Origin of the sequence: Streptomyces spiramenti (genome assembly GCF_012034385.1) — a bacterium.
In the GTDB taxonomy this organism is placed as follows: Bacteria; Actinomycetota; Actinomycetes; order Streptomycetales; family Streptomycetaceae; genus Streptomyces; species Streptomyces spiramenti.
Map to the genome: position 1 here is coordinate 1 of NZ_JAAVJB010000066.1, position 23,641 is coordinate 23,641.

Sequence of the window (23,641 nt, forward strand, 5' to 3'; positions counted from 1 at the left end):
GCGCCAACCCCCAGGACTCCACCAACCGGAACAACGCCACCTCAAACGCAAACAACGACGACTGCGCCCACACCGTCTCGTTCAACCGATCACCACCCCCCGCAACCACCTCCCGCACCGGCGCATCCAGATACCGATCCAGCTCCCCACACACCTCATCAAACGCCGCCGCAAACACCGGAAACGCCCCACGAAGCCCCTCACCCATACCCGCCCGCTGCGACCCCTGCCCCGCAAACAAGAACGCCGTGTCGCCGTCGCTGAGCGTGCCGGTCAGCGTTCCGGGCGAGGCCTCACCCGCGGCGAGGGCGGACAGCTCCCGCAGCAGCGTCTCGCGGTCCGGCGCCGGGATGACGGCCCGCTCCCGAAGCGCGGCTCGGCTGTCGGCCTGGGACCAGGCCAGCGACGCGAGGTCGGCTCCGGCCAAGGGGCCGTCGTCGGTCATCGCGGCGACCAACCGTGCAGCCTGCGCTGCGAGCGCCCCGGGGGTCTCGGCGGACAGCGGGACCGGCAGCAGCGCATGCCGGTTCGCGGGCTGCGCGTCGGGAGTTGCCGGCGTCTCGTCATCCGCGACTTCGAACGCGGGAGACTGCTCGATGATCACGTGCGCGTTGGTGCCGCTGATGCCGAACGACGAGACGCCCGCACGTCGCGTGCGCTCCCCGGCGGGCCAGGCGGCGGGCTCGGTGAGCAGTTCGACCGCGCCGGTCGTCCAGTCGACCTGCGACGACGGTTCACCCGCGTGCAGGGTGCGGGGCAGCCGCTCGTGGTGGAGAGCGAGAACCATCTTGATGATGCCGGCCACGCCGGCCGCCGCCTGGGTGTGTCCGAGGTTGGACTTCACCGACCCCAACAGCAGCGGCCGTTCCGCGTCACGCCCCTGACCGTAGGTCGCCAGCAGCGCCTGTGCCTCGATCGGGTCGCCCAGCGTCGTGCCCGTGCCGTGCCCCTCCACCGCGTCGACCTGCCGTGAGGTCAGCCCGCCGTTGGCGAGGGCCTGTTCGATGACGCGCTGCTGCGAGGGTCCGTTGGGCGCGGTCAGGCCGTTGGAGGCGCCGTCCTGGTTCACGGCGCTGCCGCGGATCACGGCCAGCACCGGGTGGCCGTTGCGCCGGGCGTCGGAGAGCCGCTCCACCGCCAGGACGCCGACGCCCTCGGCCCAGCCGACGCCGTCGGCTCCGGCACCGAAGGACTTGCAGCGCCCTTCCGGGGAGAGGCCGCCCTGTCGGGTGAAGTCGGTGAAGGTGTCAGGGGTGGACATCACGGTCACGCCGCCGGCCAGCGCCAGGGAGCACTCGCCGGCCTGCAGGGCCTGGATCGCCCAGTGCAGCGCGACCAGCGAGGAGGAGCACGCGGTGTCGACCGTGACGGCGGGGCCCTCCAGGCCGAGGGCGTACGCGACGCGGCCGGAGACCACGCTGGCGAGGCTGCCGTTGCCGAGGTAGCCGGCGATGTCCTCGGGGACCTCGCCGAGTCGGGTGCCCCAGTCGTGGTACATCACCCCGGCGAAGACACCGGTGCGGCTGCCGCGCAGCGAGGCGGGGTCGATACCGGCGCGTTCGACGGCCTCCCAGGTCGTCTCCAGCAGCAGCCGCTGCTGGGGGTCCATGGCAAGTGCCTCGCGCGGGGAGATGCCGAAGAGTTCGGCGTCGAAGTCGGCCGCCTCGTAGAGGAATCCGCCCTCGTGGGCGGCGCTGCGCCCTGGGCGGCCCGGCTCCGGGTCGCAGAGCGTCGTCAGGTCCCAACCGCGGTCGGTGGGGAAGCCGGAGACGGCGTCGGTGCCGTTCTCCAGCAGGGTCCAGAACTCCTCCGGGGTGCTGATGCCGCCCGGGAACCGGCAGCTCATGCCGACGATCGCGATGGGGTCGTCGGAGCCGTCGCGTGGACCGCCCGCGCGGTCGGTGGCGTCACCGGTGGTCCGGGACGCGGCGCCGGCGGTGTCCGCGAGGGCGGCGGCTATGTGGCCGGCGAGGGCCCGGGGGTTGGGGTAGTCGAAGACCAGGGTGGCGGGCAGCGTGAGCCCGGTGTCCTTGTTGAGGAGGTTGCGGAGTTCGATGGCGGCGAGGGAGTCGAACCCACTGGCGTCGAACGCGCGGTCGGGTGCGATGGCGGTGGACGCGGCGTGGCCGAGGACGGTGGCGGCGTGCTCGCGCACCAGGGCGAGGGCGGCGCGCTCCCGGTCGGCGGCGGGCAGCCGCTCCAGCCCGGCGGTGGCGGCCGGGGTCCCGGCGACGGCGGGAACGCCTCGGCGGGGGGCGGGTCGGACCAGGCCGCGCAGCAGGTGGGGCACCCCGTCGGGTCGGGCGCGGACCGTGGCGGCGTCGATGTCGACGGGGACGAGGCAGGGCTCGGGGCGGCGCAGGGCGGCGTCCAGCAGCGCGAGACTGTCGTCGGCGCTCAGTTCGGGCATTCCCTGGCGGGCCATGCGGCGTCGCGCGGCGTCGTCGAGGCGGGCGGCCATGCCGCGGTCCCCGGCCCAGGTGCCCCACGCGAGGGAAGTGGCGGGCAGACCGATGGCGTGGCGGTGGGCGGCCAGTGCGTCGAGGGCGGCGTTGGCCGCCGCGTAGCTGCCCTGGCCGGCGCCGTCCAGCAGCCCGGAGGCGGAGGAGAAGAGGACGAACCCGGCGAGGTCGAGGTCGCGGGTGAGTTCGTGGAGGTTCCAGGCGGCGTCGGCCTTGGGAGCGAGGACGGCGTCCAACCGCTCGGCGGTCAGCGAGTCGGCCAGTCCGTCGTCGAGGACGCCGGCGGTGTGGACGACGGCGGTCAGGGGGTGGGCGGCGGGGATGCGGTCCAGGACCCGGGAGAGATCGGCCCGGTCGGCGACGTCGCAGGCCAGCACATCGACGCGGGCGCCGGCGGCGGTCGCCTCCGCGGCGAGCTCGGCGGCGCCGGGTGCGTCCGGTCCGCGGCGCGACACCAGCAGCAGTCGGCGCACCCCGTGGCGGGCGGCCAGGTGGCGGGCGACCAGGCCGCCCAGGCCGCCCGTGCCGCCGGTGACGAGGACGGTGCCGTTCGGGTCCCACTCGCGGGCGGTCGTCGACGCCTCGCGCGTCCGGGCGAGACGCGGCACCAGGACCTCGCCGTCGCGTACTGCGAGCTCTGGTTCGTCGGAAGCGACCGCCCGCGCCACCGCGGGACCGCCGGGCTGCTGCCACACCGCCTCGTCCACGTCGAGCAGTTGGAACCGTCCGGGCTGTTCGGCGATGGCGGAGCGCACCAGCCCCCGGACGGCGGCGAGGGTGGGGTCGGCGGCGGGGATGTCGCCGGGGCGTACGGCGAGCGCTCCTCGGGTGACGATCACCAGGCGCGACGCGCCGCGGCGCTCGTCGGTGGACCAGGTGCGCACGGCGTCCAGTACCCGGTACAGGGCGCTGCGCCCGCCGGAGCGGTTGATGTCGCAGCGCAGCAGCACGCGGGACGGTGTGCCGGTGGCGGGGGCGGTGTCGAACTCGGCCCAGTCGACCACGGTGTCGGGGGCGTCGGAGGTGTCGCCGGGCAGCACCTGCCACTGCACCTGGTAGAGCCCGCCCCGGTTGCCGGCGAACGGGGTGTCGGCGACGGCCCGGGTCTGGTAGGAGGTCACGGATGCGACGGGTCGGCCGTGGCCGTCGGCGAGGTCGAGCGAGACCCCGCCCGCGGCGGCGGTACTGATGCGGGCCCGCAGCGCGGTTGCGGCGGTGGCGTGCAGGGTGACGCCCCGCCAGGCGAAGGGCAGCCGCACCGGCGCGTCCGCGGGAGGCTTCTCCCCGAGCAGGTCGGTGATGTGCAGCACCGAGTCCAGCAGCGCGGGGTGCAGCGCGAAGGGAGTGGTGGCGCGCTCGGAGCGGGACGGCAGCTCGACCTCGGCGAAGATCGCGCCGTCGCCGCGCCACGCGGCCCGCAGTCCCTGGAACGCCGGCCCGTAGCCGTAGCCCTGGTCGCCGAGGTCCGCGTAGAAGCCGTCGAGGTCCAGGGGCTCCGCGTCGGGCGGCGGCCAGGCGGTGAGCCCCGCGTCGGCGGCGGTGGGCGGCGGGGTGTCGGGACCGTGGCTGAGCAGCCCGGCGGCGTGCCGGGTCCAGGGGGTGTCCAGCGGGGCGTCCTCGGCGCGCGCGTAGAACTCCACGGGGCGGCGTCCGGCCGGGTCGGGTTCGCGGACCACGACCTGGAGGGCGGTGCCGGCGCCCTCCTGCAGCCGCAGGGGCTGCTCCAGGGTGAGGTCGTGGATGGTCGGGCAGTCCGTCTGCTGTCCGGCGCGCAGGGCGAGTTCGACGAACGCCGTGGCGGGGAAGAGCGGTACGCCGGCGATGACGTGGTCGGCCAGCCAGGGGTGGGAGTCCAGGGAGATCCTGCCCGTGAGCAGCAGGGCGTCACTGCCCGCGAGGGCGACCGCGGCGCCGAGCAGCTGGTGTTCGACGGGGTCCTGGCCGAGGCCGACGACGTCGTGCCCGGTGGCGGCGGGGCTGAGCCAGTAGCGCTGCCGCTGGAAGGGGTAGGTGGGCAGGTCGACACGGGCGGCGGGCATGCCGGTGTGTGCGCTCCACTCCACCCGGGCGCCGCGCACCTGGGCGCGGGCCACGGCTGTGAGCAGCTCCCGCACCTCGCCGCGGCCCCGGCGGAGCACGGCCAGGGCGACGGGAGGGTGCTCGTGCCGCGACGGGTCGAGGCACGCCTCGGCCAGGGTGGACAGCACCGGGTCGGGGCCCAGCTCCAGGAAGGTGCGGACGCCGCGTTCGGTGAGGTGGCGGATGCCGTCGCGGAACTGCACGGTCTCGCGGGCGTGCCGCACCCAGTACTCGGGGGAGGTCAGTTCCTCGGTCGTGGCGGTCCGACCGGTCAGGTTGGAGACGACGGGGATGCGCGGCGGTGCGTAGTCGAGCAGTTCCGCGATCGCCCGGTAGTCGGCCAGCACCGGCTCCAGTCGGGCGGAGTGGAAGGCGTGGGAGACCCGCAGGCGTGCGGTGGCGTGTCCGGCGGCGGCGCAGCGTCCGGCGACCTCCTCGATGGCGTCCTCGTCGCCGGAGACCACGACCGTGGCGGGGCCGTTGACCGCGGCGATGCTCAGCCGGTTCCCGGCCGGGTCGAGTTCGCCGAGCAGGGCGCGCATGTCCTGTTCGGTGGCGCGGACCGACAGCATGGCTCCGCCGGGGGGCAGTTCGTCCATGAGTCGGCCGCGTGCGGCGATCAGGGTGCAGGCGTCGTCCAGGCTGAACACACCGGCAAGGTGGGCGGCGGTGATCTCGCCGACGGAGTGGCCGAGGAGGTAGTCCGGGACGAGTCCCCAGCTCTCCAGCAGCCGGAAGAGGGCGACTTCGAGGGCGAACAGTGCGGGCTGGGCGTAGGCGGTGCGGTCCAGAAGCCGGGCCCCGGGGGTGCCGGCCGGGGCGAACAGCACCTCCCGCAGCGGCCGTTCGAGCTGGAGGTCGAGGTAGCCGGCGGTCTCGTCCAGCGCTCGGGCGAACTCGGGGTACGCGTCGTAGAGTTCCCGTCCGGCTTCGGCGCGCTGGGCGCCCTGGCCGGTGAGCAGGTAGGCCAGCTTGCCCTTGACGGCGGCGCCGCGGAACACCTCGGGGTGGGGCTGCCCGGCGGCGAGGGCGAACAGGCCGTGCAGGGCGTCGTCGCGATCGCCGGCGAGGATGACCGCGCGGTGCTCCATGGTGGTGCGGCCGGCGAGCGCGGCTGCGATGTCGGCGGGGGGCAGGTCGCGGTTCTCACCGGCGCCGAGGAACGCCTGGAGACGTCCGGCCTGGGCGGCCAGCGCCTCGGGAGTGCGGGCGGAGAGCGCCCACGGCAGCAGGCGCGGCTGCCCGTCCGGGGCATGGTCCGGGGCTGCCGCCGTGTCCGCGGCGGGGGCGGTCGTCGCGACCGGGGCGGAGAGCCCGGCGGTGTCGACCGGCGGCTCCTCCACGATCAGGTGGGCGTTGGTGCCGCTGACGCCGAACGAGGACACCCCGGCGCGTCGCGGCCGGTCCTCCCGCTCCGGCCAGCTGCGGGAGCTGAGCAGCAGCGACACCTGGCCGGACGACCAGTCGACGTGCGGACTGGGCTCGTCCACGTGGAGGGTGGCGGGCAGTTCGCGGTGGCGCATCGCCATCAGCATCTTGATGACGCCCGCGACGCCGGCGGCGGCCTGAGTGTGGCCGAGGTTGGACTTCACCGAACCGAGCCACAGCGGGCGTTCCTCGGGACGTCCCTGTCCGTAGGTGGCGAGCAGCGCGCCGGCCTCGATCGGGTCGCCCAGGGTGGTGCCGGTGCCGTGGGCCTCGACCGCGTCGACCTGGTCGGGGGTGACACCGGCGTCGGCGAGGGCCTGCTCGATGACGCGCTGCTGGGAGAGGCCGTTGGGAGCGGTGAGCCCGTTGGAGGCGCCGTCGGAGTTGATGGCCGAACCGCGGATCAGGCCGAGGACCCGGTGCCCCTGGCGGCGGGCCTCGGAGAGCCGCTCCAGGACGAGGATGCCGGCGCCCTCGGCGAAGCCGGTGCCGTCGGCGGCGGCGGCGAACGCCTTGCAGCGGCCGTCGGGGGCGAGTCCGCGCTGTCGGCTGAAGGAGGTGAAGACGCCCGGTCCGGCCATCACCGCCACGCCGCCCGCGATCGCCATGGTGCAGTCACCGCGCTGGACGGCGCGGGCGGCGAGGTGCAGCGCGACGAGCGATCCGGAGCAGGCGGTGTCGACGGTGAGGGTGGGGCCCTCGGTGCCCAGCACGTACGCCACACGGCCGGAGACCGCGCTGGGTGCGACGCCGGTCAGGAGGTAGCCGTCGAGCCCGGCGGGCGCCTCGTGCAGTCGGGGCCCGTACTCCTGGGCCTCGGCACCGATGTACACCCCGGCGAGGCTGCCGCGGAGCGACGCCGGGTCGATGCCGGCGCGTTCCAGCGCCTCCCAGGCGGTCTCCAGGACAACGCGCTGCTGCGGGTCCATGGCGGACGCCTCGCGTGGGCTGATGCCGAAGAAGGAGGCGTCGAACTCGGCCGCGTCGTACAGGAATCCCCCGGTCCGGGCGTAGCTGGTACCGGGGTTGTCGGGGTCCGGGTCGTACAGACGGCCGAGGTCCCAGCCGCGGTCGGTGGGGAACTCCCCGGTGGCGTGCACACCGCCGGCCACCAGCCGCCAGAGTTCGTCCGGGGAGGTGACACCGCCGGGGTAGCGGCAGCCGATCCCGACGACGGCCACCGGGTCGTCGGCGTCGCCGGTCTCACCGGCGGGGAGCAGCGGCGCCCGCGTGCCGGTCAGCGGGCCGTCGCCGGCGAGCAGGGTCGCGAGGTGGCCGGCGAGGGCCTGCTGCGAGGGGTGGTCGAAGGCGACGGTCGGGGGCAGCGGCAGGCCGGTGTCGGCGGTGAGCCGCTCCTGGAGGTCGACCGCGGCGAGCGAGTCGAACCCGAGGTCCCGGAAGGACACGGCGCCGTCCTCGGCGTCCGGCTCTACCCCGGTGACCTGGCGCAGCGCGGCGACGGTGTGCCGGTGCACCAGGTCGAGCAGGAGGTGTTCCCGCTCCGCCGCGGTCAGCCCGGCCCACGGGTGCTCGGGTCCGGGGTTGGCGCTTACCGACTCACTCATCGCTGCTCCACAGATCGTCACGCTTCAAACAGACGCGGCCGTTGACCAAGAGCTGGTCACAGCAGGGGACATGGGTGCCTGGTCCTCACCAGGTGACCGGAAGCCGGGAGGGGCCGCGGACGATGACGCCGAACGTCCACTCCACTCCGGCCTCGCCCTCGGCGAGACGCAGCCCGGGGAGGCGTTCCAGCAGTGTCTTCATCGCCACCTGGAGCTCCAGCCGGGCCAGCTGCGCGCCGATGCAGTGGTGCGGGCCGTGCCCGAACGTCACGTGCGGGTTCTTCTCCCGGGTCAGGTCGATCCGCTCCGGGTCGGCGAACACCTCCGGGTCGCGGTTCGCGGCGTGGATGGCGGGCAGCACCGGCTCCCCGGCGCGGACCGTGACGCCGCTGAGCTCGACGTCCTCCAGGGAGTACCGGGCGAACATGGCGGAGGTGTTGATCGGCACGTAGCGCAGCAGTTCCTCCACCGCCCGGGGGATCAGCTCCGGCTGCCCCTTCAACTGGGCGAGCAGCTCCGGCTGGGTGAGCAGGGTGTAGACGAAACTGGGTATGCCGGAGGAGACGGTCTCGGCGCCGCCGGCCAGCAGTCCCGGCCCGGAGATGGCGATCAGTTCGTCCTCGGTGAGCCGGTCGCCCTCGTCGCGTGCCCGGACGAGGGCGCCGAGCAGGTCGTCGGTGGGTTCGCGGCGGCGCTGCTCGACCAGCTCGCCCATGTAGGCGTTCATCTCCGGGCCGATCCTGGCGAGGACGTTGGAGATGGCCGATTCCTCGTTGGTCACGGACTCGGTCCAGCGGCGGAAGATCACGTGGTCCTCGAAGGGCACGCCGAGGAGTTCGCAGATCACCGACACCGGCAGCGGTCGGGCGAACTCCTCCACCAGGTCGGCGGAGCCCTTGGTGGTCATGGCATCGACGAGGGCGTCGGCGCGGTGCTGGACCCCTTCCCGCATCCGCTCGACGCGTCGGGCGGTGAACGCCTTGCCGACCAGCCGTCGCAGCCGGGTGTGGTCGGGCGGGTCCATGCCCATGATGCCGTCGTCGATGTTCTCCGACCGCAGCCGGGGCTGGTCCAGTCCCTGGGCCAGCTCGCGGCTGAATCGGGGATCGCTGAGGACGGTCTTGACGTCGTCGTGGCGCACCGCGAGCCAGGCGGGCTCCCCGTAGGGCAGCTGGACCCGGCTGATCGGCTCCTTCTCACGCAGGGTGCTGTACAGGCCGGACACGTCGGTGCGGGTCATGTCGAACGGGTAGGGGCGTGTCTGGTTCATCGGGGTTCTCCCTGGGCGGTCGCGTCGTGGGACCCGCCGGCCGGGTCGTCGTCGGCCATGCTGTCGAAGGTTCGCTGCACGTATCCGAGCGCGGTGAGGAGCTCGCCGGAGGTGACGGGTGCGGCGCTGCGGGCACGGACCAGATGCCGCAGCGGCAGCGAGCCGAGCTCCGCCCACTGCAGCCGTCCCGCCGTGTCGAGGTAGCTGCGGGCGCGGCCGGCGTTGTCGGGGTGCAGGCAGTAGGGGATGTCGAGGTAGCCGCAGCGGAAGGCGTGGGCGAGGGCGCGGCCGAGGTCGGCGTCGAGGTTGAGGACGGCCTCGACCAGGGCGGCGGCCTCCTGGTAGACCTGGCTGTCGGCGTCGGTGGCGGGCGCGGCGGTCGGCGCGTCGTCCACCCGGGCGCCGAGGGCCTTCGCCGCGCCGCGCACGTTCTCCGCGCTGCGGGCGGCCAGTTCCAGTGCGTCGGCGTTCTCGGCGATCGTGGGGATGCGCCGGGACTCCACCACGGTCTTGACGATGAGGCGTTCCGCACCGGTCAGGGTGGCCAGTTCGGCGGCGCTGCGCAGCAGCGCGCGGGCGCCGCCGACGGTGCCGGGGAAGACGCCCATGTAGGCGTAGATGACGATGTGCCAGTCGACGGAGTCGCGCGGCAGTAGTTCGGTGCACAGCCGCCGCAGGGCGGCCACCGCCTCGCGGTCCTGCTCCGGGCTGGTCTGCTGGGCGTAGCTGGCCGAGACGCTGCGGACCCCCAGCCGGGTGAAGAACAGCGCCTCCAGCACGCTGATCGCGACCAGCTGGCTGGGCGGGCAGAGCTGGCCGAGCATGCAGCCGCCGAAGGTCTCCAGGTGGGGTTCGCGCCCCTGTTCGCGCAGCGGCGCGAGGATCAGACAGGAGTCCGTCCAGTTGCTGAGCGAGGTGGAGAGCGGGACTCGACCGTAGGGCAGGCAGTAGGAGACGGGCCCGCCCTCGGTGGCGTCGAGCCCGGCGCGGACGAGCGCGCGGAAGATGTCCTGCGGAACGGCAGACCCGTGCCTGACCTGCACGGGGAAATCCGGCCCGGCGAGCCCGCCGAGCATCCAGCGGGTGTCGTGGGCCGCGGCGGTGACCAGCGGGTAGCCGTTGAGGTCGCTGCCGTCGGCGGCGGCGCCGCGTGCGGCGGCGAGGTCCCCGACGCGGGTGTAGCTGTCGAGGGTCAGGGTGCCGACGGTGGTGGCCTCGGCGTCGCGGGTGGCGCGCAGCCCGGCGCGCATCAACGCGGGCGAGCCGAAGCCCATGCGGGGTTGGACGACCAGCTCGCCGCGGGCGCGGGCCCGGCGTACGAACGCGGCGAAACCGGCCTCCGGCGGGCGCGCCGCGGGGGCGGCCGGGGCACCGACGAGGGCGGGGGCCGACGTCACGGCGCGGCCTTCCCCGACAGGGGGACGGTCCACTGCCGGTGCTGCGGCGGGTGGACACCGGTGGGCCGCTCGACGGAGGCGAGGAACCGGCGGAAGGTGCTGACGGCGGCCGACCCGTCCATGAAGACGGCGTCGAAGCCGGCCTCGACGAGTTCGCGGACCCGCTCGGGGTCGTCGCTGTCGCTGGTGGAGAGCTTGCCGCCGATCGCGGCCGGGAAGGGGTCGAGGTCGGGCTGTGCGCGCAGGTGCCGGATGGCGGACAGTCCGTCACGGAAGCCGTGCCCGTTGACGGAGGACATGACCAGCAGGTCGGGGCGGTGCTCGCGGCACGCCTGCGCCAGCAGTTCCTCGGGGACGCAGGGGCCGAGGTTGACCACCGGGTGCCCGAGCTCCTCCACCAGGAGCTGGAGGAACACGAGGTTCCAGGTGTGTGCGTCGGAGGCGACGGTGCTGATGAGGACCAGCGGCTTCGTCCGCTCGGGCAGTGCGCCGGGCGGGGTCTCGGTGGTCACGCCCCTCATTCGGTGTCGCTCTCCATGACGCGCCCGTGCTCCAGCCGGGAGACGGAGACGACCTCGTCGTCGCGGAGGGCCACCTCGCGCGGCGAGGGGCGACCGAGGAAGGACAGCAGGCTGGCGGACGGGCCGTAGGCGCCGGCGTTGGGGACCGTGACCAGGTCGCCCTCTGCCAGCGACGGCAGCGGGATCTCCCGACCGAGGAGGTCGCCGGGGGTGCACAGGGGGCCCACCAGGCTGCCGCGTTCGTCGGCGGTCCCGCCGTCGAGCTCCACGGAGACCGGCAGCAGGCGGCCGAGGCCGGACATGCCGCCGAAGACGTTGATGCCGCCGTCGAGGATGACGAAGGTCCGACCGCGGCTGACCTTGGTGTTGACGACACCGCAGAGCAGCTGTCCGCTGTCGCCGACCAGATAGCGGCCGGACTCGCAGGCGAGTCGGGGGCTGCCGGCCCGCCACTCCGGGAGGTGCAGGTCCAACGCCGCTTCCAGGGAGGTGCGCAGCTTGTCGTAGACGGCGCGCTCCCCGGGGACGCCGTAGGGCACGGAGAAGCCGCCCCCGATGTCCAGGAACTCCAGGGGCAGGCCGACGGTGTCGCGCAGTTCGGCGGCGAGGGCGAGGGTGTGCTCGAACTCGGCGGTGAGGGCGGCCTCGTCACTGGCGTTGCTCAGCGGGAAGAAGTGCGCGCCGACGAGGCGCGTGCCCGGCACGCTGCTGAGTTCCGGCATCAGCTCGGGCAGAGTCTCGGCGTCGATACCGAACTGGGAGGGGGTGCCGGTCATCCGCGCGCCGGTGGTGGCGCTGGCGGAGGGGCTGTTGACGCGCAGCAGGCACCGGGCGACGGTGTCGTGGGCGGTGGCGGCGGCACCGATGTGCCGGAGGTCCCCCGCGGACTCGACGGAGAACATCCGCACCCCGAGGCCGATGGCCTCGTGCAGTTCTGCGGCGGTCTTGCCGGGGCCGGTGTAGAGGCACTCGTCGGCCCGGTAGCCGGCGGTGAGGGCGGCGCGGAGCTCTCCTGTGGAACTGATCTCGGCGCGGCAGGCGCGGCCGGGTCCCTCCCGCAGGGCGCGGGCCACGTCGGGGTGCGGGTTGGCCTTCAGCGCGTAGAAGAGGTCGAACTCCTCGGGCAGCGCGTCGAACAGGGCGCGGCGGGCGGCAGCGACCCGGTCCAGGTCGTAGACGTAGAGCGGCGTGCCGAAGCGCTCGGCGAGGTCGGCGTTGCGGTCCCGGGTGGTCCGCCGGGCCTGGGTCGGCTCAGGCTGCTGGAGGGTCATCGGGGGCTCCCGTCAAGCATCGCGGCCAGCTCTCTGCGGGCGTTCTTGCCGTGCTGTGTCAGGGGCATCACGTCGACCACCCGGCAGTGCGCAGGCACCTTGGCGGGTTCCAGGCGGCGCGACAGTTCGCGCAGCACGGCGGCCGGGGCGAGGTCGGTCTCCACGCAGAGGGTGAGGTCGCGGTCCCCCGCCGGGGGCACCGCGGCGGCGGCGCGGACACCGGGGATGTCCAGGGCGGCGGCCTCGATCTCCAGGGTGCTCATCCGGATGCCCTTGCGCTTGAACATGTCGTCGCGGCGGCCGTCGAAGTACAGGTAGCCGTCCTCGTCCAGTCGCCCGTAGTCGCCGGTGTGCAGGCGGAGTCCGCCGGCCGCGGCGTCGGTCCGGAAGGTGCGTGCGGTGAGTTCGGGGGCACGCCAGTAGCCGGGCATCACGTGGGGTCCGGTGACGGTGATCTCCCCCGTACGCCCGGTGGGCACCGGCTGCCCGTCCGGGTCGAGGATGTCCACCCGGGTCCCGGGCAGCGGGCGGCCGACCGCACCCGGGCGCGCGAACTCCTCGTCCGGCGGCATCACGGCGATCCGCTTGCACTCGGTCTGACCGAACTGGCGGACGATGCGGGCGCCGGGGAAGGCCTCACGGAGCGCGTCGATGGTGGCCTGCGGCAGGGCGGCACCGGTGTTGGTGAACATCCGCACAGGTGCCGGCTCGCCGGTCTCACGGCGGGCCAAGGTGGCGATCATGGTCGCCAGCGAGGGCACGATCGGCACGACGGTGGCACCGACCTCCCGCATCCGCTGCACGAGCCGCAGGTCGGACTCGGCGTCCGCCAGCACCAGTTCGGAGCGGCCCAGGCAGGACAGCAGCACCTTGTACAGGCCGTAGTCCCAGGACATCGGGAAGCGGCAGAAGACCACGTCGCCGGGGCGGTAGTCGAGTTCGGCCTGGATCGCGGCCGAGGCGAAGGTGACCTGGGCGTGCGGACCGATGACCGCCTTGGGCGCGGCCGTGCTGCCGGAGGTGTAGATCAGGACCGCGATGTCCTCGGAGGTGAGGGGGGCATCGTCCGGCGCGGTGTCCGCGGCGGGGTCGGCCGACGGCTCGGGCCCGCCCCGGGAGTCGCCGTCGTCGTCGTGCCCGGTGATCCCGGCCCAGGCGGTGTCGAGGCCGACCACCGGGGCGGGGGTCAGCGGACCCAGCCGTGCGGTGGCGTCGTCGGCGGTGACGACCAGCTGGGGGCCGGCGTTCTCCAGCACCGAACGGAGGTGGAACTCCTTCATCGCCGGGTTGAGCGGCACGAAGACCGCGCCGCGGCGGCTCGCCCCGAAGAACAGCGCCACCAGCTCCCGGGTGGTGGGGAGCTGGACGACCACGCGGTCGCCACGCTCCACTCCCCGCTCGCGCAGCCAGCGTTCCGCGGCTCGGCTGTACCGGGCCAGGCGGCGGTAGTTCCAGGTCCCGGCGGCGTCCCGCAGGGCGCAGCCGTCGGGGGTCTCGTCGACCGCGTCGTCGAGAAGGTCGTGCACCAGTCGGCCACCGGCCGGTGGCGCGCTGGGTGTGCCCGGCAGCGTCCCGGTGAGGGATCGACGACTGTCCCCATCGCGCACGATTGACCTCCCGGTATGCGGATTCGGGCTGCGGAATTCGAGCTCGCGGTAATTCCCTCACCTTGCGGCGCGGCCTCCCCGTGCACCCGTGGACACCGAAGCCGCCGACATCCGCGGGGGTGCGGGGCATTCCGACACGGGAAGGAATTTCCGGAGGCCCGGCACACTCCGGGGAGACTATCCGCGGCGGCACCCCAGATACCGCCCCTAGAGCCCCCTAGCGGGCAAGGGGGAAACCGTCCTGTCGGCGCCCGACCACGAGGGAACGGGCAGTTTCGGAGAGGACCTTGCGGTCCACCTTGCGGTTGGAGTTCAGGGGCAGTCGGTCGAGGTGCTGGTAGTGCTTCGGGAGAACTCCGGGCGGTAGGGCCTCGCGCAGTTCCCGAGCCAGCGCACCGGGCGGCACGGGGGTGCCGGTGTAGAAGACCACCAGGTCGGTACCGGCGTCGCCGTGGACCGCCAGGGTGACGGCCTCGGCCACCGTGGAGCAGCCGGACAGGGCGTGGTCGATCTCGGCGAGCTCCACCCGGCGCCCTTGGATCTGGACCTGGTTGTCGCGCCGTCCGAGGTAGAGGAGTTCGCCTCCCGCGGCCCGGCGCACCCGGTCGCCGGTGCGGTAGTAGCGCGCCCCGTCCACCTCCAGGAAGCGGCCCTCGCCGTGCGTCGGGTCCAGGTAGCCGGGGGTCAGCTGGGGGCCGCTGACGCACAGCTCCCCCTCGGCGTCCTCGCCGGGGTCGCTGCCCTCGCCGGATGCGCCCTCCTCTCCGGGGATGACGGTGGTGCCGTCGTCCCGCAGCAGCAGCTGCCGGTGGCCGGGGTGGACGGTGCCGATGGGTACGCCGCCGTTGCCGCCGTTCCCGGGATCGGCCCCGGCGTCGAAACGGTGGGCGGCGATGGTCACGGTCAGTTCGGTCGGCCCGTAGAGGTTCTCCACCGCGGAGTTGTCGGCGGCCCGCTGCCAGTCGGCGGCGTCCTGGTTGCGCAGCGCCTCACCGGCGAAGAAGCTCCAGCGCAGCGTGGGGAGGGAGCCGGGAGCCAGACCGCAGGTGCGGCGCACCAGGCCGATGGTGCTGGGTGCGGAGAACCAGACGGTGACGTTCTCAGCGGCGAGGAAGCGCGGCAGGTTGGGGTAGGCGCCGGCCGGGACGTGCACCACCCGGGCGCCGCTCCCCCAGGCGCAGAACAGGTCGAACATCGCGCAGTCGAAGTTCAGGTCGAAGGTCTGCGAGAAGGTGTCGTCGGGCCGGAAGTCGTAGCGGCCGTCCAGGACGCGGAAGTAGGCGGCGGCGTTGGCGTGGCTGATCCGCACGCCCTTGGGGGTGCCGGTCGAGCCCGAGGTGAACAGCAGGTAGGCGGTGTCCTCCTCGGTCAGCGGGTGCGGCCCTACGGCCGCCCGTTCCGGATCGGACTCCAGGCGGGGCCAGCCCGGCGGCGGGGTGCCCTGCGGGTCGGGGGCCAGGACGGCGGGCCGGTCCGCCGCCCGCTCGGACGGGCGGGCCAGGGCGGCGAGCGCCGCGGTGCCGGCGGCGTCGGCGATCACCGTCCCGACCGACGCCGCTCCCAGCATGCGCCGGACGTGGTCGGGCGGGAACGACGGGTGGACCGGTACCACGGCCGACCCGCTGTACAGCGCGGCGAGGACGCCGGCGTACGCGGTGACCCCGCCGGTGGCCAGCACCCCTACCGGTCTGCCGGGGGCTGCCCGTCGCAGCGCACCCGCCCACTCCAGGGCCTGACGGTGCAGCTGCCCGTAGCTGACGCCCGCACCACCCACCCGCAGCGCTTCCCGGTCGGCGCCGTGGGCGAGTCCGCGCAGGAACAGCGCGGGCAGCGTCGTCTTTTCCCACTGCTCGGATCTGCCGGCCATCACGTCTCCTGGATTGAGGGGTAATTCGGTGCCCGGAGCCCCGTGCGGTAGTCCTCGGGATGCTGTTATCGTCGACTCGCGGACATTTTTGGAATCAAAGGATGGGACTCACCATGTGGGACTCGAAGTTCGAGGAAATACTCCGGAGATATCTGCCGTTCCTTTCCCCGGAAGAGCCGCTCCGGCCGGACACCGGGCTGCGCGACGCCGGGCTGGACTCGCTGGGCACCGTCGAACTGCTCGGGGTGCTGGAGAGCGAGTATTCCGTGACCTTCCCCGAGGACGCGCTGAGCCTGGAATCCTTCGCCTCCCCCGGCGTCCTGTGGGAGAAGCTCTCCGCGGCGCGGGTGACCGCGTAGCTCCGGGCGGCCGGGGCACTGTGCCGGCCTCTGAGCGTGTTTGAGACCCCGCGTCGGACCAGCTCGCGGCATCGGGTGCGGTCAGCCGCACGGTGGCGGAACGCCCTCGTACCGGGTTGCATGCGGGCGTTCCTGACAACGCAGCAGGTGGCCGTGGCCGGCGTCGCGGGCCCGGGGTGGGGTCTCCACCATGCTCTCAGCCGGCCGGTACCCTGGCTGCGGCCCGGGGCCGCAGCGCCGCCTGAGGCGTCATCGCCAGCACCTCGAAGCGCCGGGTGGTGGTCCCGACCCGACCGAAGAGGCTGTCCGGTCCGGCGACGCACACCTTTCCGACGCCGAGCGCGGCGAGGCCGTCCACGGCGGAGGGCCAGCGCAGCGCCCGCACGAACCCGTCCAGCAGCAGCGTCCGGATCTCCTCCCCGCCGGTCAGCGGTGAACCGTCCTGGTCGGAGACCACCGGCACCCGGGGGTCGGCGAACTCCAACCCCCCGATCACCTCCTCCTCGATCCGCTCCCGCAGGCCGGCGAAGGCGGCGGCGTGCATCGGCGGGCGCATGGTGTAGAGGGACATGCCGGAGCCGGCCCGGATCGCCCGGGAGAACTCGGCCACCGCCGGCTCCCGCAGCGACACCATGTGGAAGTCCTCGTCCAGCTCGCAGGAGACCTCGTACCACTCGCCACGCCCGTCCAGCTCCGCGAGCAGCTCGGCCAGCCGCGCCTTCGGGGTGCGGAGGAACGAGTGGGTGACCACGTCCTGGTGGGCGGTGCGGAAGTACTCGGCCACACACCGCGCGGTCCTCGCGGTCATGTCGATGGCGTCGGCCACCGTCAGGGCTCCGGTGTAGGCCGCCACGGTCTTCTCACCGAAGCTGGCGCCGGTGCAGGCGATCGGGTCGACGCCGTGCTGCTCCTCGGCGAGCCTGGCCAGCGCCAGGCAGTTGACGAGGAACGCCACCTGGGCGTACTCGCTGTAGGGGTCGTCGCTGTCCCGGTAGCGGTCGGTCAGCCGGTACCCCAGGACGTCGTCGGCCGTCCGGCACAGTTCCCGGGCGTGCCGGTCGACCAGCATGAAGCGGGCGACGTCGGAGTACTGGTGGGGCCCCATGCCGGGGAAGACGACGGCGGTGGCGTCCGGAGCGGGTTCGGTCATGGCGTGCGCCGTCCCTTCGTCTCGTCCGCCCGGCGGGCGGACCGGGTGCTGCCGGTCCACCCTGCTCGGGGCGGCGTGCCGCTCCTACCCCTACTGGCCACTGGAGTGGCCCGGCCAGGGCCCCAGTTCGCCGAGGAAGCCGGCGAGGACCTGGAGGAACCGGTCCGGTTCCTCCAGGTGCGGGAGGTGGCTGGAGTCCTCGAAGACCTCCCAGCGGGCCCCGGGGATCAGCTCGGCGAACGGCCGGACGCACTCGGGGGTGGCCTCGTCGTGCCGGCCGGAGAGCACCAGGGTGGGGGTGTCGACGGCGGGCAGCAGCTCCTCCACGGACCAGTCCCTGAGACTGCCGATGACGTGGAACTCGCTCGGGCCGTTCATGGCGTAGTAGACGGTCGGGTCGTCGGACATCTCCATGAACGACGCGAGGTAGTCGCGCGGCCAGGGGTCCAGGCGGCAGACGTGGCGGGCGTAGAACACCCGCATCGCCTCCTGGTAGGCGTCGCTTCCGGTGGTGCCGTCCGCCTCGTGGCGGCGCAGGGTGTCGTCGACCCCGGGCGGGAGCTCCGCCCGCAGCCGTGCCGCCTCGCGCAGCCAGGTCGGGTAGGACGCCGGGGAGTTGGCGACGACAAGCCCGCGCAGCCCAGCGGGTCTGCCGGCGGCGTGCGCGACGGCCAGCAGCCCGCCCCAGGAGTGTCCGAAGAGGACGTAGCGGTCGGCGATTCCCAGCCCCCGGAGCAGGTTGTCCAGCTCGTCGAGGAAGAGCTGCACGGTCCAGAACTCCGGCCCGCGGTCGGGCAGGTGGGTGGAGCCGCCGTTGCCGAGCTGGTCGTAGTGCACCACCGGGTGCCCGTGGCCGGACAGCTCCGCGAGGACGCGCAGGTAGTCGTGGGTGCTCCCGGGGCCGCCGTGCAGCACGACCACCGGCGGCGGGCCGTCGGGGTCCGGGCGCCCCGTCATCCGGTACCACGTCCGGAACCCGCGGAAGTCGAGGGTGCCGCGGGGGCGGACGCGGGTGGTGCGTCCGGCCCCGCCGCCGTCAGTCACGGACCCCTACGAACAGGCCGCGCCCGGCCGGTCCGCCGGGGACGAAGGTGGGGGTGAGCCCGGCCAGGGTGAAGGCCGTCTCGTACTCCTCGCGGTGGAACAGCATGATGCGGGCGGACTTCGCGAAGTGCCGGATGCCGGAGGGGCTGTCGGCCACGAGGTAGTGGACGTTCATGCGGGTGGCGCCGTCCTCGACCGAGGTGTGCGACATCCGCACCACGGTCTTCTCCTCGCCGTCCGCCTCGCCCTTGATCACGTCGGCCACGACGTGGCCGGGGAGAAAGGTGTCGGGGAACCACCAGGGGTCCACGACCACGACCCCTCCGGGGTTGGTGTGACGGCCGAAGGCGGCGACGGCCGAGTTCAACTGCTCCACCGACGACAGGTGCCCGATGGACGCGAACAGGCAGGTGACCGCGTCGAAGGTCCGGCCGAGGTCGAAGTCGCTCATGTCGCCCTCGCTGAAGCGCACTCCGGGCAGTCTCCGGGCGGCACCCTCCAGCATGTCGGCGGAGATGTCGGTGCCTTCCACGTGCTGGAAGGTCTTGACGAAGTACTGGAGGTGCGCGCCGGTACCGCACGCGACGTCCAGCAGGGAGGAGGCGTCCGGCCGGCGGGCGCGGATCTGCTGCTCCACCAGCTCCGACTCGCCCGGGTAGTCCTTGCCGCGGCCTTCGTGGATCAGGTCGTATATCTCGGCGTCTTCGTTCTCGTACATCGTCGGTGCTCCTGTCTGCGTTCGGTGCGAGGAGGTCGGGGTGGGGTGCCCCGGGAGAGGGGCGGAGGTGCCGTCAGGCGAGGCGGTCGAGCCAGGACTCGACGGCCTCGGCCGTACCGGGAGCGTGGTCGGCGACCATGCTGAAGTGGTCGCCCGGGACGGTCCGCTTGGTGTGCTCCAGCGGCCAGTCGGCCCGCCAGTCGCCGCCCTCGGCCCCGTCCTCGCCGCCGCCGGCCAGGCCGAACAGCTCGTGCGGCTGGACGAGGAGGGTGGGCGGGGACAGGGGGCCGACCGGCAGCTCGGGCAGCAGCTCGATGTAGCGGGCCATCGCTGACAGCCGCGTGCCGTCCAGCGGCGTGTGGGCGGACTCCCGCTCCAGCATGGCCGCCGCCAGACCGGCGAGAACGCCGGTCGCCGCGTCGCCGCCGGCCGGGGCGTCGGGATCACCCGTGGCGGACGATTCCGCGGCGGGATAGGTGTCCAGCAGCACCACCCCGGCCGGACGTACCCCACGCCGCTCCAGCAGACCCGCCGCGGCAGGGGCCAGCAGCCCGCCCGAGGAGTGGCCGAGGAGAACGAACGGCCGGTCCCCGGCCGCTCGTCGCACGGCCTCCACGATCAGTTCCATCAGTACCGCGGCGTTGCTCGGCAGGGGTTCGCCCTCGACGAACCCCGGCACGGTGAGACCGGTGACCTGCCGCCGGCCGCGGAAGTGCGCGGCGAGGCGGGCGTAGTGGTACGCGCTGGCCGTGGCCATCGGACTGGTGACACAGATCAGCTGCGGCGGGGCGTCCGTCCCGGCCGTGTCGGGCGCGGCGGCCAGCGTCACCGGTTCCAGCGGTCGGCCGAGGTCGGCGACGGAGTCGAAGGCGGGCCGGAGCCGGGCGACGGCAGACAGCAGGTCCAGCCCCTCGTCCAGGCGACCGGTGCTCACCGCCTCCCCGAAGAGAGCCTTGACGGTGTCGGTACCCACTGCCCCGCGCTCCCGGGAGGCTGCCGACGCCCCGTCGGTGACGGCGTCGGCGAACCGGTCCCGGAGGTGGACGGCGAGTTCTGCCGGGGTGCCGTGGTCGAGGGCCGCTGCCGGATCGAGGTGCAGCCCGGTCGCCGCGCCCAGCGCGGTGCGCAGTTCGATGGCTGCCAGGGAGTTGAAGCCGGCCTCCAGGAAGTGCCGGTCGGGGTCGATCTCGGAGGTGTCGGCGTAGCCGAGCAGCAGCGCCGAGTGTTCCAGCACGGCGTCGAGGAGCAGCTTCTCCTGCTCGTCGGTGCCGAGGCCCACGAGGCGCCGTCCGAGCTCGCCCTCCTCCGGTGCCCCGGACCCACCGGGGTTGCTGCGTCCGGATCCGGCCGCGTCGGCGGCCTGCTCGGCGGCGAGGGCGTCCACGTCGACCCAGAAGCGCTCGCGGTGGAAGGCGTACGGCGGCAGCGCGACCCGGCGGGCCTGCCTGCCGTCGAAGAGTTTCGGCCAGTCGACTCCCGCCCCGTTGGCGGCCAGGGCTCCGACCGTACCGAGCAGCGCCGCGACCTCGGGCCGGTCCTGGCGCAGCGTCGGAAGGACCAGGGCATCCGGCACTTCCGCCTCCCCGTCCTCCGCGAGGCACTGCGCGACGAAGGCCGCCAGCTCGCCGTCCGGTCCGATGTCGAGGAACCGGGTGACGCCCTCCGCGCGGAGAGCGGCGACGGCGTCCCGGAACCGGACGGTGCCGACGAGGTGGTCGCCCCAGTACTCCGGCTCCTCCAGCTCCTCGGCCGTCGCGACGGTTCCGGTGACGGTGGAGACCACCGGGATCGCGGGCGCCTCGAACGACAGGTCCTCGGCGGTGTCCAGCAGGTCTTCGACCAGCTCCTCCATCAGCGGGGAGTGCAGCGCCTGGCGGCCGGCGAGCCGCTGGGTGGCGCGCCCCTGCTGCGTGAAGTGGTCGACGACCTCCAGGACCGCACCCTCCTCGCCCGAGACCACCACGGAGCGGGGGCCGTTCACCGCCGCCAGCGCCACCGCGCCGGTGAGCAGCGGGGTGACTTCCTCGACGGTGGCCTCCAGCGCGGCCATGGCACCGCCGGACGGCAGTTCCTGGAGGAGTTCGCCCCGGGAGGCGGCCAGCTTGACGGCCTCCTTGAGGGAGAGGACCTCCGCCACGTGCTGGGCGGCCAGCTCGCCCGCGGAGTGGCCCACCACGTAGTCCGGACGCACCCCCCAGGACTCCAGGAGCCGGAACAGCGCGACCTCCACGGCGAAGACTGCCGCCTGGCTGAACGCCGTCTGCTCCAGCTGGAGGGCGGCGACGCTGCCCTCCTCCGCGAACAGCACCTCGCGCAGCGGGCGGTCGAGGTGACGGTCGTACCGCGCGCAGACCTGGTCGAAGGCGTCGGCGAACACCGGGAACGCCTCGTAGAGTCCGCGGCCCGTCCCGACCCGCTGGGCGCCGGGTCCGGAGAAGAGCACCGCGAGCCTGCCGCCGGACGGGCGTCCCGAGCCGCCGGCCCTGGAGGCGGTGCGGGCCCGCCCGCGCACCACTCGGTCGCCCGGGTTCCCCTCGGCGAGGTCGGTGAGCGCGCGCAGCAGTTCCTCGCGGTCGGCGCCGAGGACCACCGCGCGGTGTTCGCCCGGGGTCCGCGCGGTCGCCAGGGAGTAGCCGATGTCCAGCGGGTCGGCGTCCGGCCGCTCCGCGAGGTGGGTGAGCAGTCGCGCCGCCTGGGTGGCGACGGCGTCCGCGCTGCGGGCGGACAGCATCCAGGGCAGGACCGTGCCGCCGGGGCGTTCCGTCTCCTCCGGCGCGACGGCCGACGTGGCCGGCGCGGGCTCCGGTCGGGGCGGCTCCTCGATGATGAGGTGGGCGTTGGTGCCGCTGTAACCGAAGGCGGACACCGCGGCGCGGCGCGGTCGCTCCCCCGCGGGCCATTCGACCGCGTCGGCCAGCAGTTCCACGCGCCCGGCGTTCCAGTCCACGTGCCCGCTGGGACGGTCCGCGTACAGGCTGCGGGGCAGCACCTGGTGGCGCAGCGCCTGGACCATCTTGATGACGCCGGCGGCTCCGGCGGCGGCCTGGCTGTGTCCGATGTTGGACTTGATCGACCCCAGGTACAGCGGCCGGTCCTCGTGGCGTTCCTGGCCGTAGGTGGCGAGCAGCGCCTGGGCCTCGATGGGGTCGCCGAGAGTGGTTCCCATCGCGTGGGCCTCGACGGCGTCCACATCGGCGGGCGTGAGCCCGGCGGCGGCCAGCGCCTGCCGGATGACGCGCTGCTGGGACGGGCCGCTCGGTGAGGTCAGGCCGTTGGAGGCACCGTCCTGGTTGACGGCGCTGCCGCGGATCACCGCCAGCACCTCGTGCCCGTTCCGGCGGGCGTCGGAGAGGCGTTCGACGACGAGGACACCGACGCCCTCGGACCAGCCGGCGCCGTCGGCGTCCTCGGCGAACGGCCGGCAGCGGCCGTCGGAGGAGAGGCCGTGCTTCTGGCCGACGAAGGAGGTCGGGGAGGCCATGACGGCGACGCCGCCGGCCAGCGCCAGCGAGCAGTCGCCCTGCCGCAGGGACTGCACCGCGAGGTGCAGAGCGACCAGCGACGACGAGCAGGCGGTGTCCACCGAGATCGCCGGGCCCTCCAGACCCAGGGTGTAGGAGACCCGGCCGGAGACCACGCTGCCGGAGAGGCCGGTGCTGCGGTAGCCCGCCGCGTGTTCCAGGGTGCCGAACATCCCCGGGTCGTAGTCGGTGTGCATCACCCCGGCGAAGACGCCGGTCCCGCTGCCGCGCAGCGAGGTGGGCTCGACCCCGGCGCGCTCCAGCGCCTCCCAGGACGCCTCCAGCATCAGCCGCTGCTGGGGGTCCATCATCAGGGCCTCGTTGGGCGATATCCCGAAGAACGCCGCGTCGAAGTCGGTGGCGTCCCGGACGAACCCGCCGGTGAGCGACGCGGCGGTCTCGGCGTCGTCGCCGAACCATGCCTCCAGGTCCCAGCCACGGTCCTCGGGAAACGTCGTCATGCCGTCCCGGCCCTCGGCCACCAGCTGCCACAGCTCCTCGGGGGAGCCGACTCCGCCCGGGTAACGGCAGGCCATCCCGACGATGGCGACGGGCTCGTCCACGGAGGTGGCCACCGGCGCCGCCTCGGCGGTGTCGGTCAGCTCTCCGAGCAGTTCCTGGTGGAGGAATCCGGTGAGGTCGGCGGGGGTCGGGTGGTCGAAGACCAGAGTGGAGGGCAGTTGCTGTCCGGTGGCGCTGCTCAGCGCGTTCCGGAGCTCCACGGCGGTCAACGAGTCGAACCCGAGGTCCTGGAAGGTGCGTTCGAGGTCGACGGCTTCCGGGGTGCTGTGCCCGAGTACCTGGGCGACCTGACGGCGCACGACCTCCTGCACGGCGTCGAGGCGGTCGGCCTCCGGGAGGCGGACCAACCGTCCCAGCAGCGTGTCGCCGCCGTCCTCCGCCGAGCCGGTGGCGCGGCGCCGCTGCTGCGGCACCAGGCCTCGGAGCAGCTCCGGCACACGGTCGGCGGTGAGCGCGGGGAGGTCGAGCTTGACCGGGACGAGCACGGGGCGGTCGGCGGAGAGTGAGGCGTCGAAGAGCGACAGCCCCTCCTCCGGGGTGAGGGCGAGCAGCCCGCCCTGTCCGTTCCGCCGCCGCCCCTCGGCGTCCGCCACGGTGTTCATGCCCTCGACCTGGCCCCAGAGGCCCCAGGCGAGGGACTGGGCCGGCAGCCCCTGGGCCCGCCGGTGGGTGGCCAGCGCGTCGAGGTAGGCGTTGGCGGAGGCGTAGTTCGCCTGCCCCGCAGCGCCCAGCACACCCACGGCGGAGGAGAACAGCACGAACGCCGACAGCTCCCGATCACGCGTCAGCTCGTGCAGGTTCCACGCCGCGTCCACCTTCGGACGCAGCACCCCGTCCACCCGCACCGGCGTCAACGAACC

At 73.8% G+C, this 23,641-nt stretch carries 12 protein-coding genes; 1 reads left to right on the forward strand and 11 read right to left on the reverse strand.

The annotated features are described in order from the left end of the window. The 7 genes from HCJ92_RS10680 to HCJ92_RS10710 form a co-directional block, all read right to left on the reverse strand. The coding region (locus HCJ92_RS10680) for an SDR family NAD(P)-dependent oxidoreductase (RefSeq protein WP_420824693.1) at positions 1-7,444 on the reverse strand (7,444 nt) is incomplete at its 3' end. A gap of 175 nt (positions 7,445-7,619) precedes the next feature. Continuing rightward, the gene (locus tag HCJ92_RS10685; protein ID WP_167933262.1) at positions 7,620-8,804 is read right to left on the reverse strand and encodes a cytochrome P450; all 1,185 of its coding nucleotides are present in this window, start codon (positions 8,802-8,804) and stop codon (positions 7,620-7,622) included. Then, positions 8,801-10,201, reverse strand: a complete 1,401-nt coding sequence (locus HCJ92_RS10690; RefSeq protein WP_167933263.1) for a methylaspartate mutase — start codon at positions 10,199-10,201, stop codon at positions 8,801-8,803. The genes HCJ92_RS10685 and HCJ92_RS10690 overlap by 4 nt, the downstream gene beginning before the upstream one ends. After that, a complete protein-coding gene (locus HCJ92_RS10695) occupies positions 10,198-10,722 on the reverse strand; it encodes a cobalamin-dependent protein (protein WP_167933264.1) in 525 nt (174 codons plus the stop codon). The genes HCJ92_RS10690 and HCJ92_RS10695 overlap by 4 nt, the downstream gene beginning before the upstream one ends. After that, on the reverse strand, positions 10,719-11,993 hold the full coding sequence (locus HCJ92_RS10700; RefSeq protein WP_167933265.1) for a type III PLP-dependent enzyme domain-containing protein: 1,275 nt from the start codon (positions 11,991-11,993) through the stop codon (positions 10,719-10,721). The genes HCJ92_RS10695 and HCJ92_RS10700 overlap by 4 nt, the downstream gene beginning before the upstream one ends. Continuing rightward, the gene (locus HCJ92_RS10705; protein ID WP_167933269.1) at positions 11,990-13,519 is read right to left on the reverse strand and encodes an AMP-binding protein; all 1,530 of its coding nucleotides are present in this window, start codon (positions 13,517-13,519) and stop codon (positions 11,990-11,992) included. Before HCJ92_RS10705 ends, HCJ92_RS10700 begins: the two co-directional genes overlap by 4 nt. A 298-nt stretch (positions 13,520-13,817) precedes the next feature. After that, entirely contained in the window at positions 13,818-15,467 is a 1,650-nt protein-coding gene (locus HCJ92_RS10710; RefSeq protein ID WP_167933266.1) for an AMP-binding protein, read from the reverse strand. Positions 15,468-15,568: 101 nt separating this feature from the next. Here HCJ92_RS10710 and HCJ92_RS10715 point away from each other — a divergent pair, with 101 nt between their 5' ends. Beyond that, entirely contained in the window at positions 15,569-15,826 is a 258-nt protein-coding gene (locus tag HCJ92_RS10715) for an acyl carrier protein (RefSeq protein WP_420824692.1), read from the forward strand. Positions 15,827-16,022: 196 nt separating this feature from the next. On the opposite strand, the gene HCJ92_RS10720 is transcribed toward HCJ92_RS10715, so the two are convergent. From HCJ92_RS10720 to HCJ92_RS10735, 4 genes are all read right to left on the reverse strand, one after another. Beyond that, positions 16,023-16,976: an ACP S-malonyltransferase gene (locus HCJ92_RS10720; protein WP_209310966.1), complete on the reverse strand. Its 954-nt coding sequence runs from the start codon at positions 16,974-16,976 to the stop codon at positions 16,023-16,025. Between the two features lie 90 nt (positions 16,977-17,066). Further along, positions 17,067-18,020, reverse strand: a complete 954-nt coding sequence (locus tag HCJ92_RS10725) for a proline iminopeptidase-family hydrolase (protein ID WP_338054118.1) — start codon at positions 18,018-18,020, stop codon at positions 17,067-17,069. Beyond that, on the reverse strand, positions 18,013-18,738 hold the full coding sequence (locus HCJ92_RS10730) for a class I SAM-dependent DNA methyltransferase (RefSeq protein ID WP_167933267.1): 726 nt from the start codon (positions 18,736-18,738) through the stop codon (positions 18,013-18,015). Before HCJ92_RS10730 ends, HCJ92_RS10725 begins: the two co-directional genes overlap by 8 nt. Positions 18,739-18,811: 73 nt before the next feature. After that, positions 18,812-23,641: type I polyketide synthase (locus HCJ92_RS10735; protein ID WP_167933268.1), on the reverse strand; the 4,830-nt coding region annotated here is incomplete at its 5' end.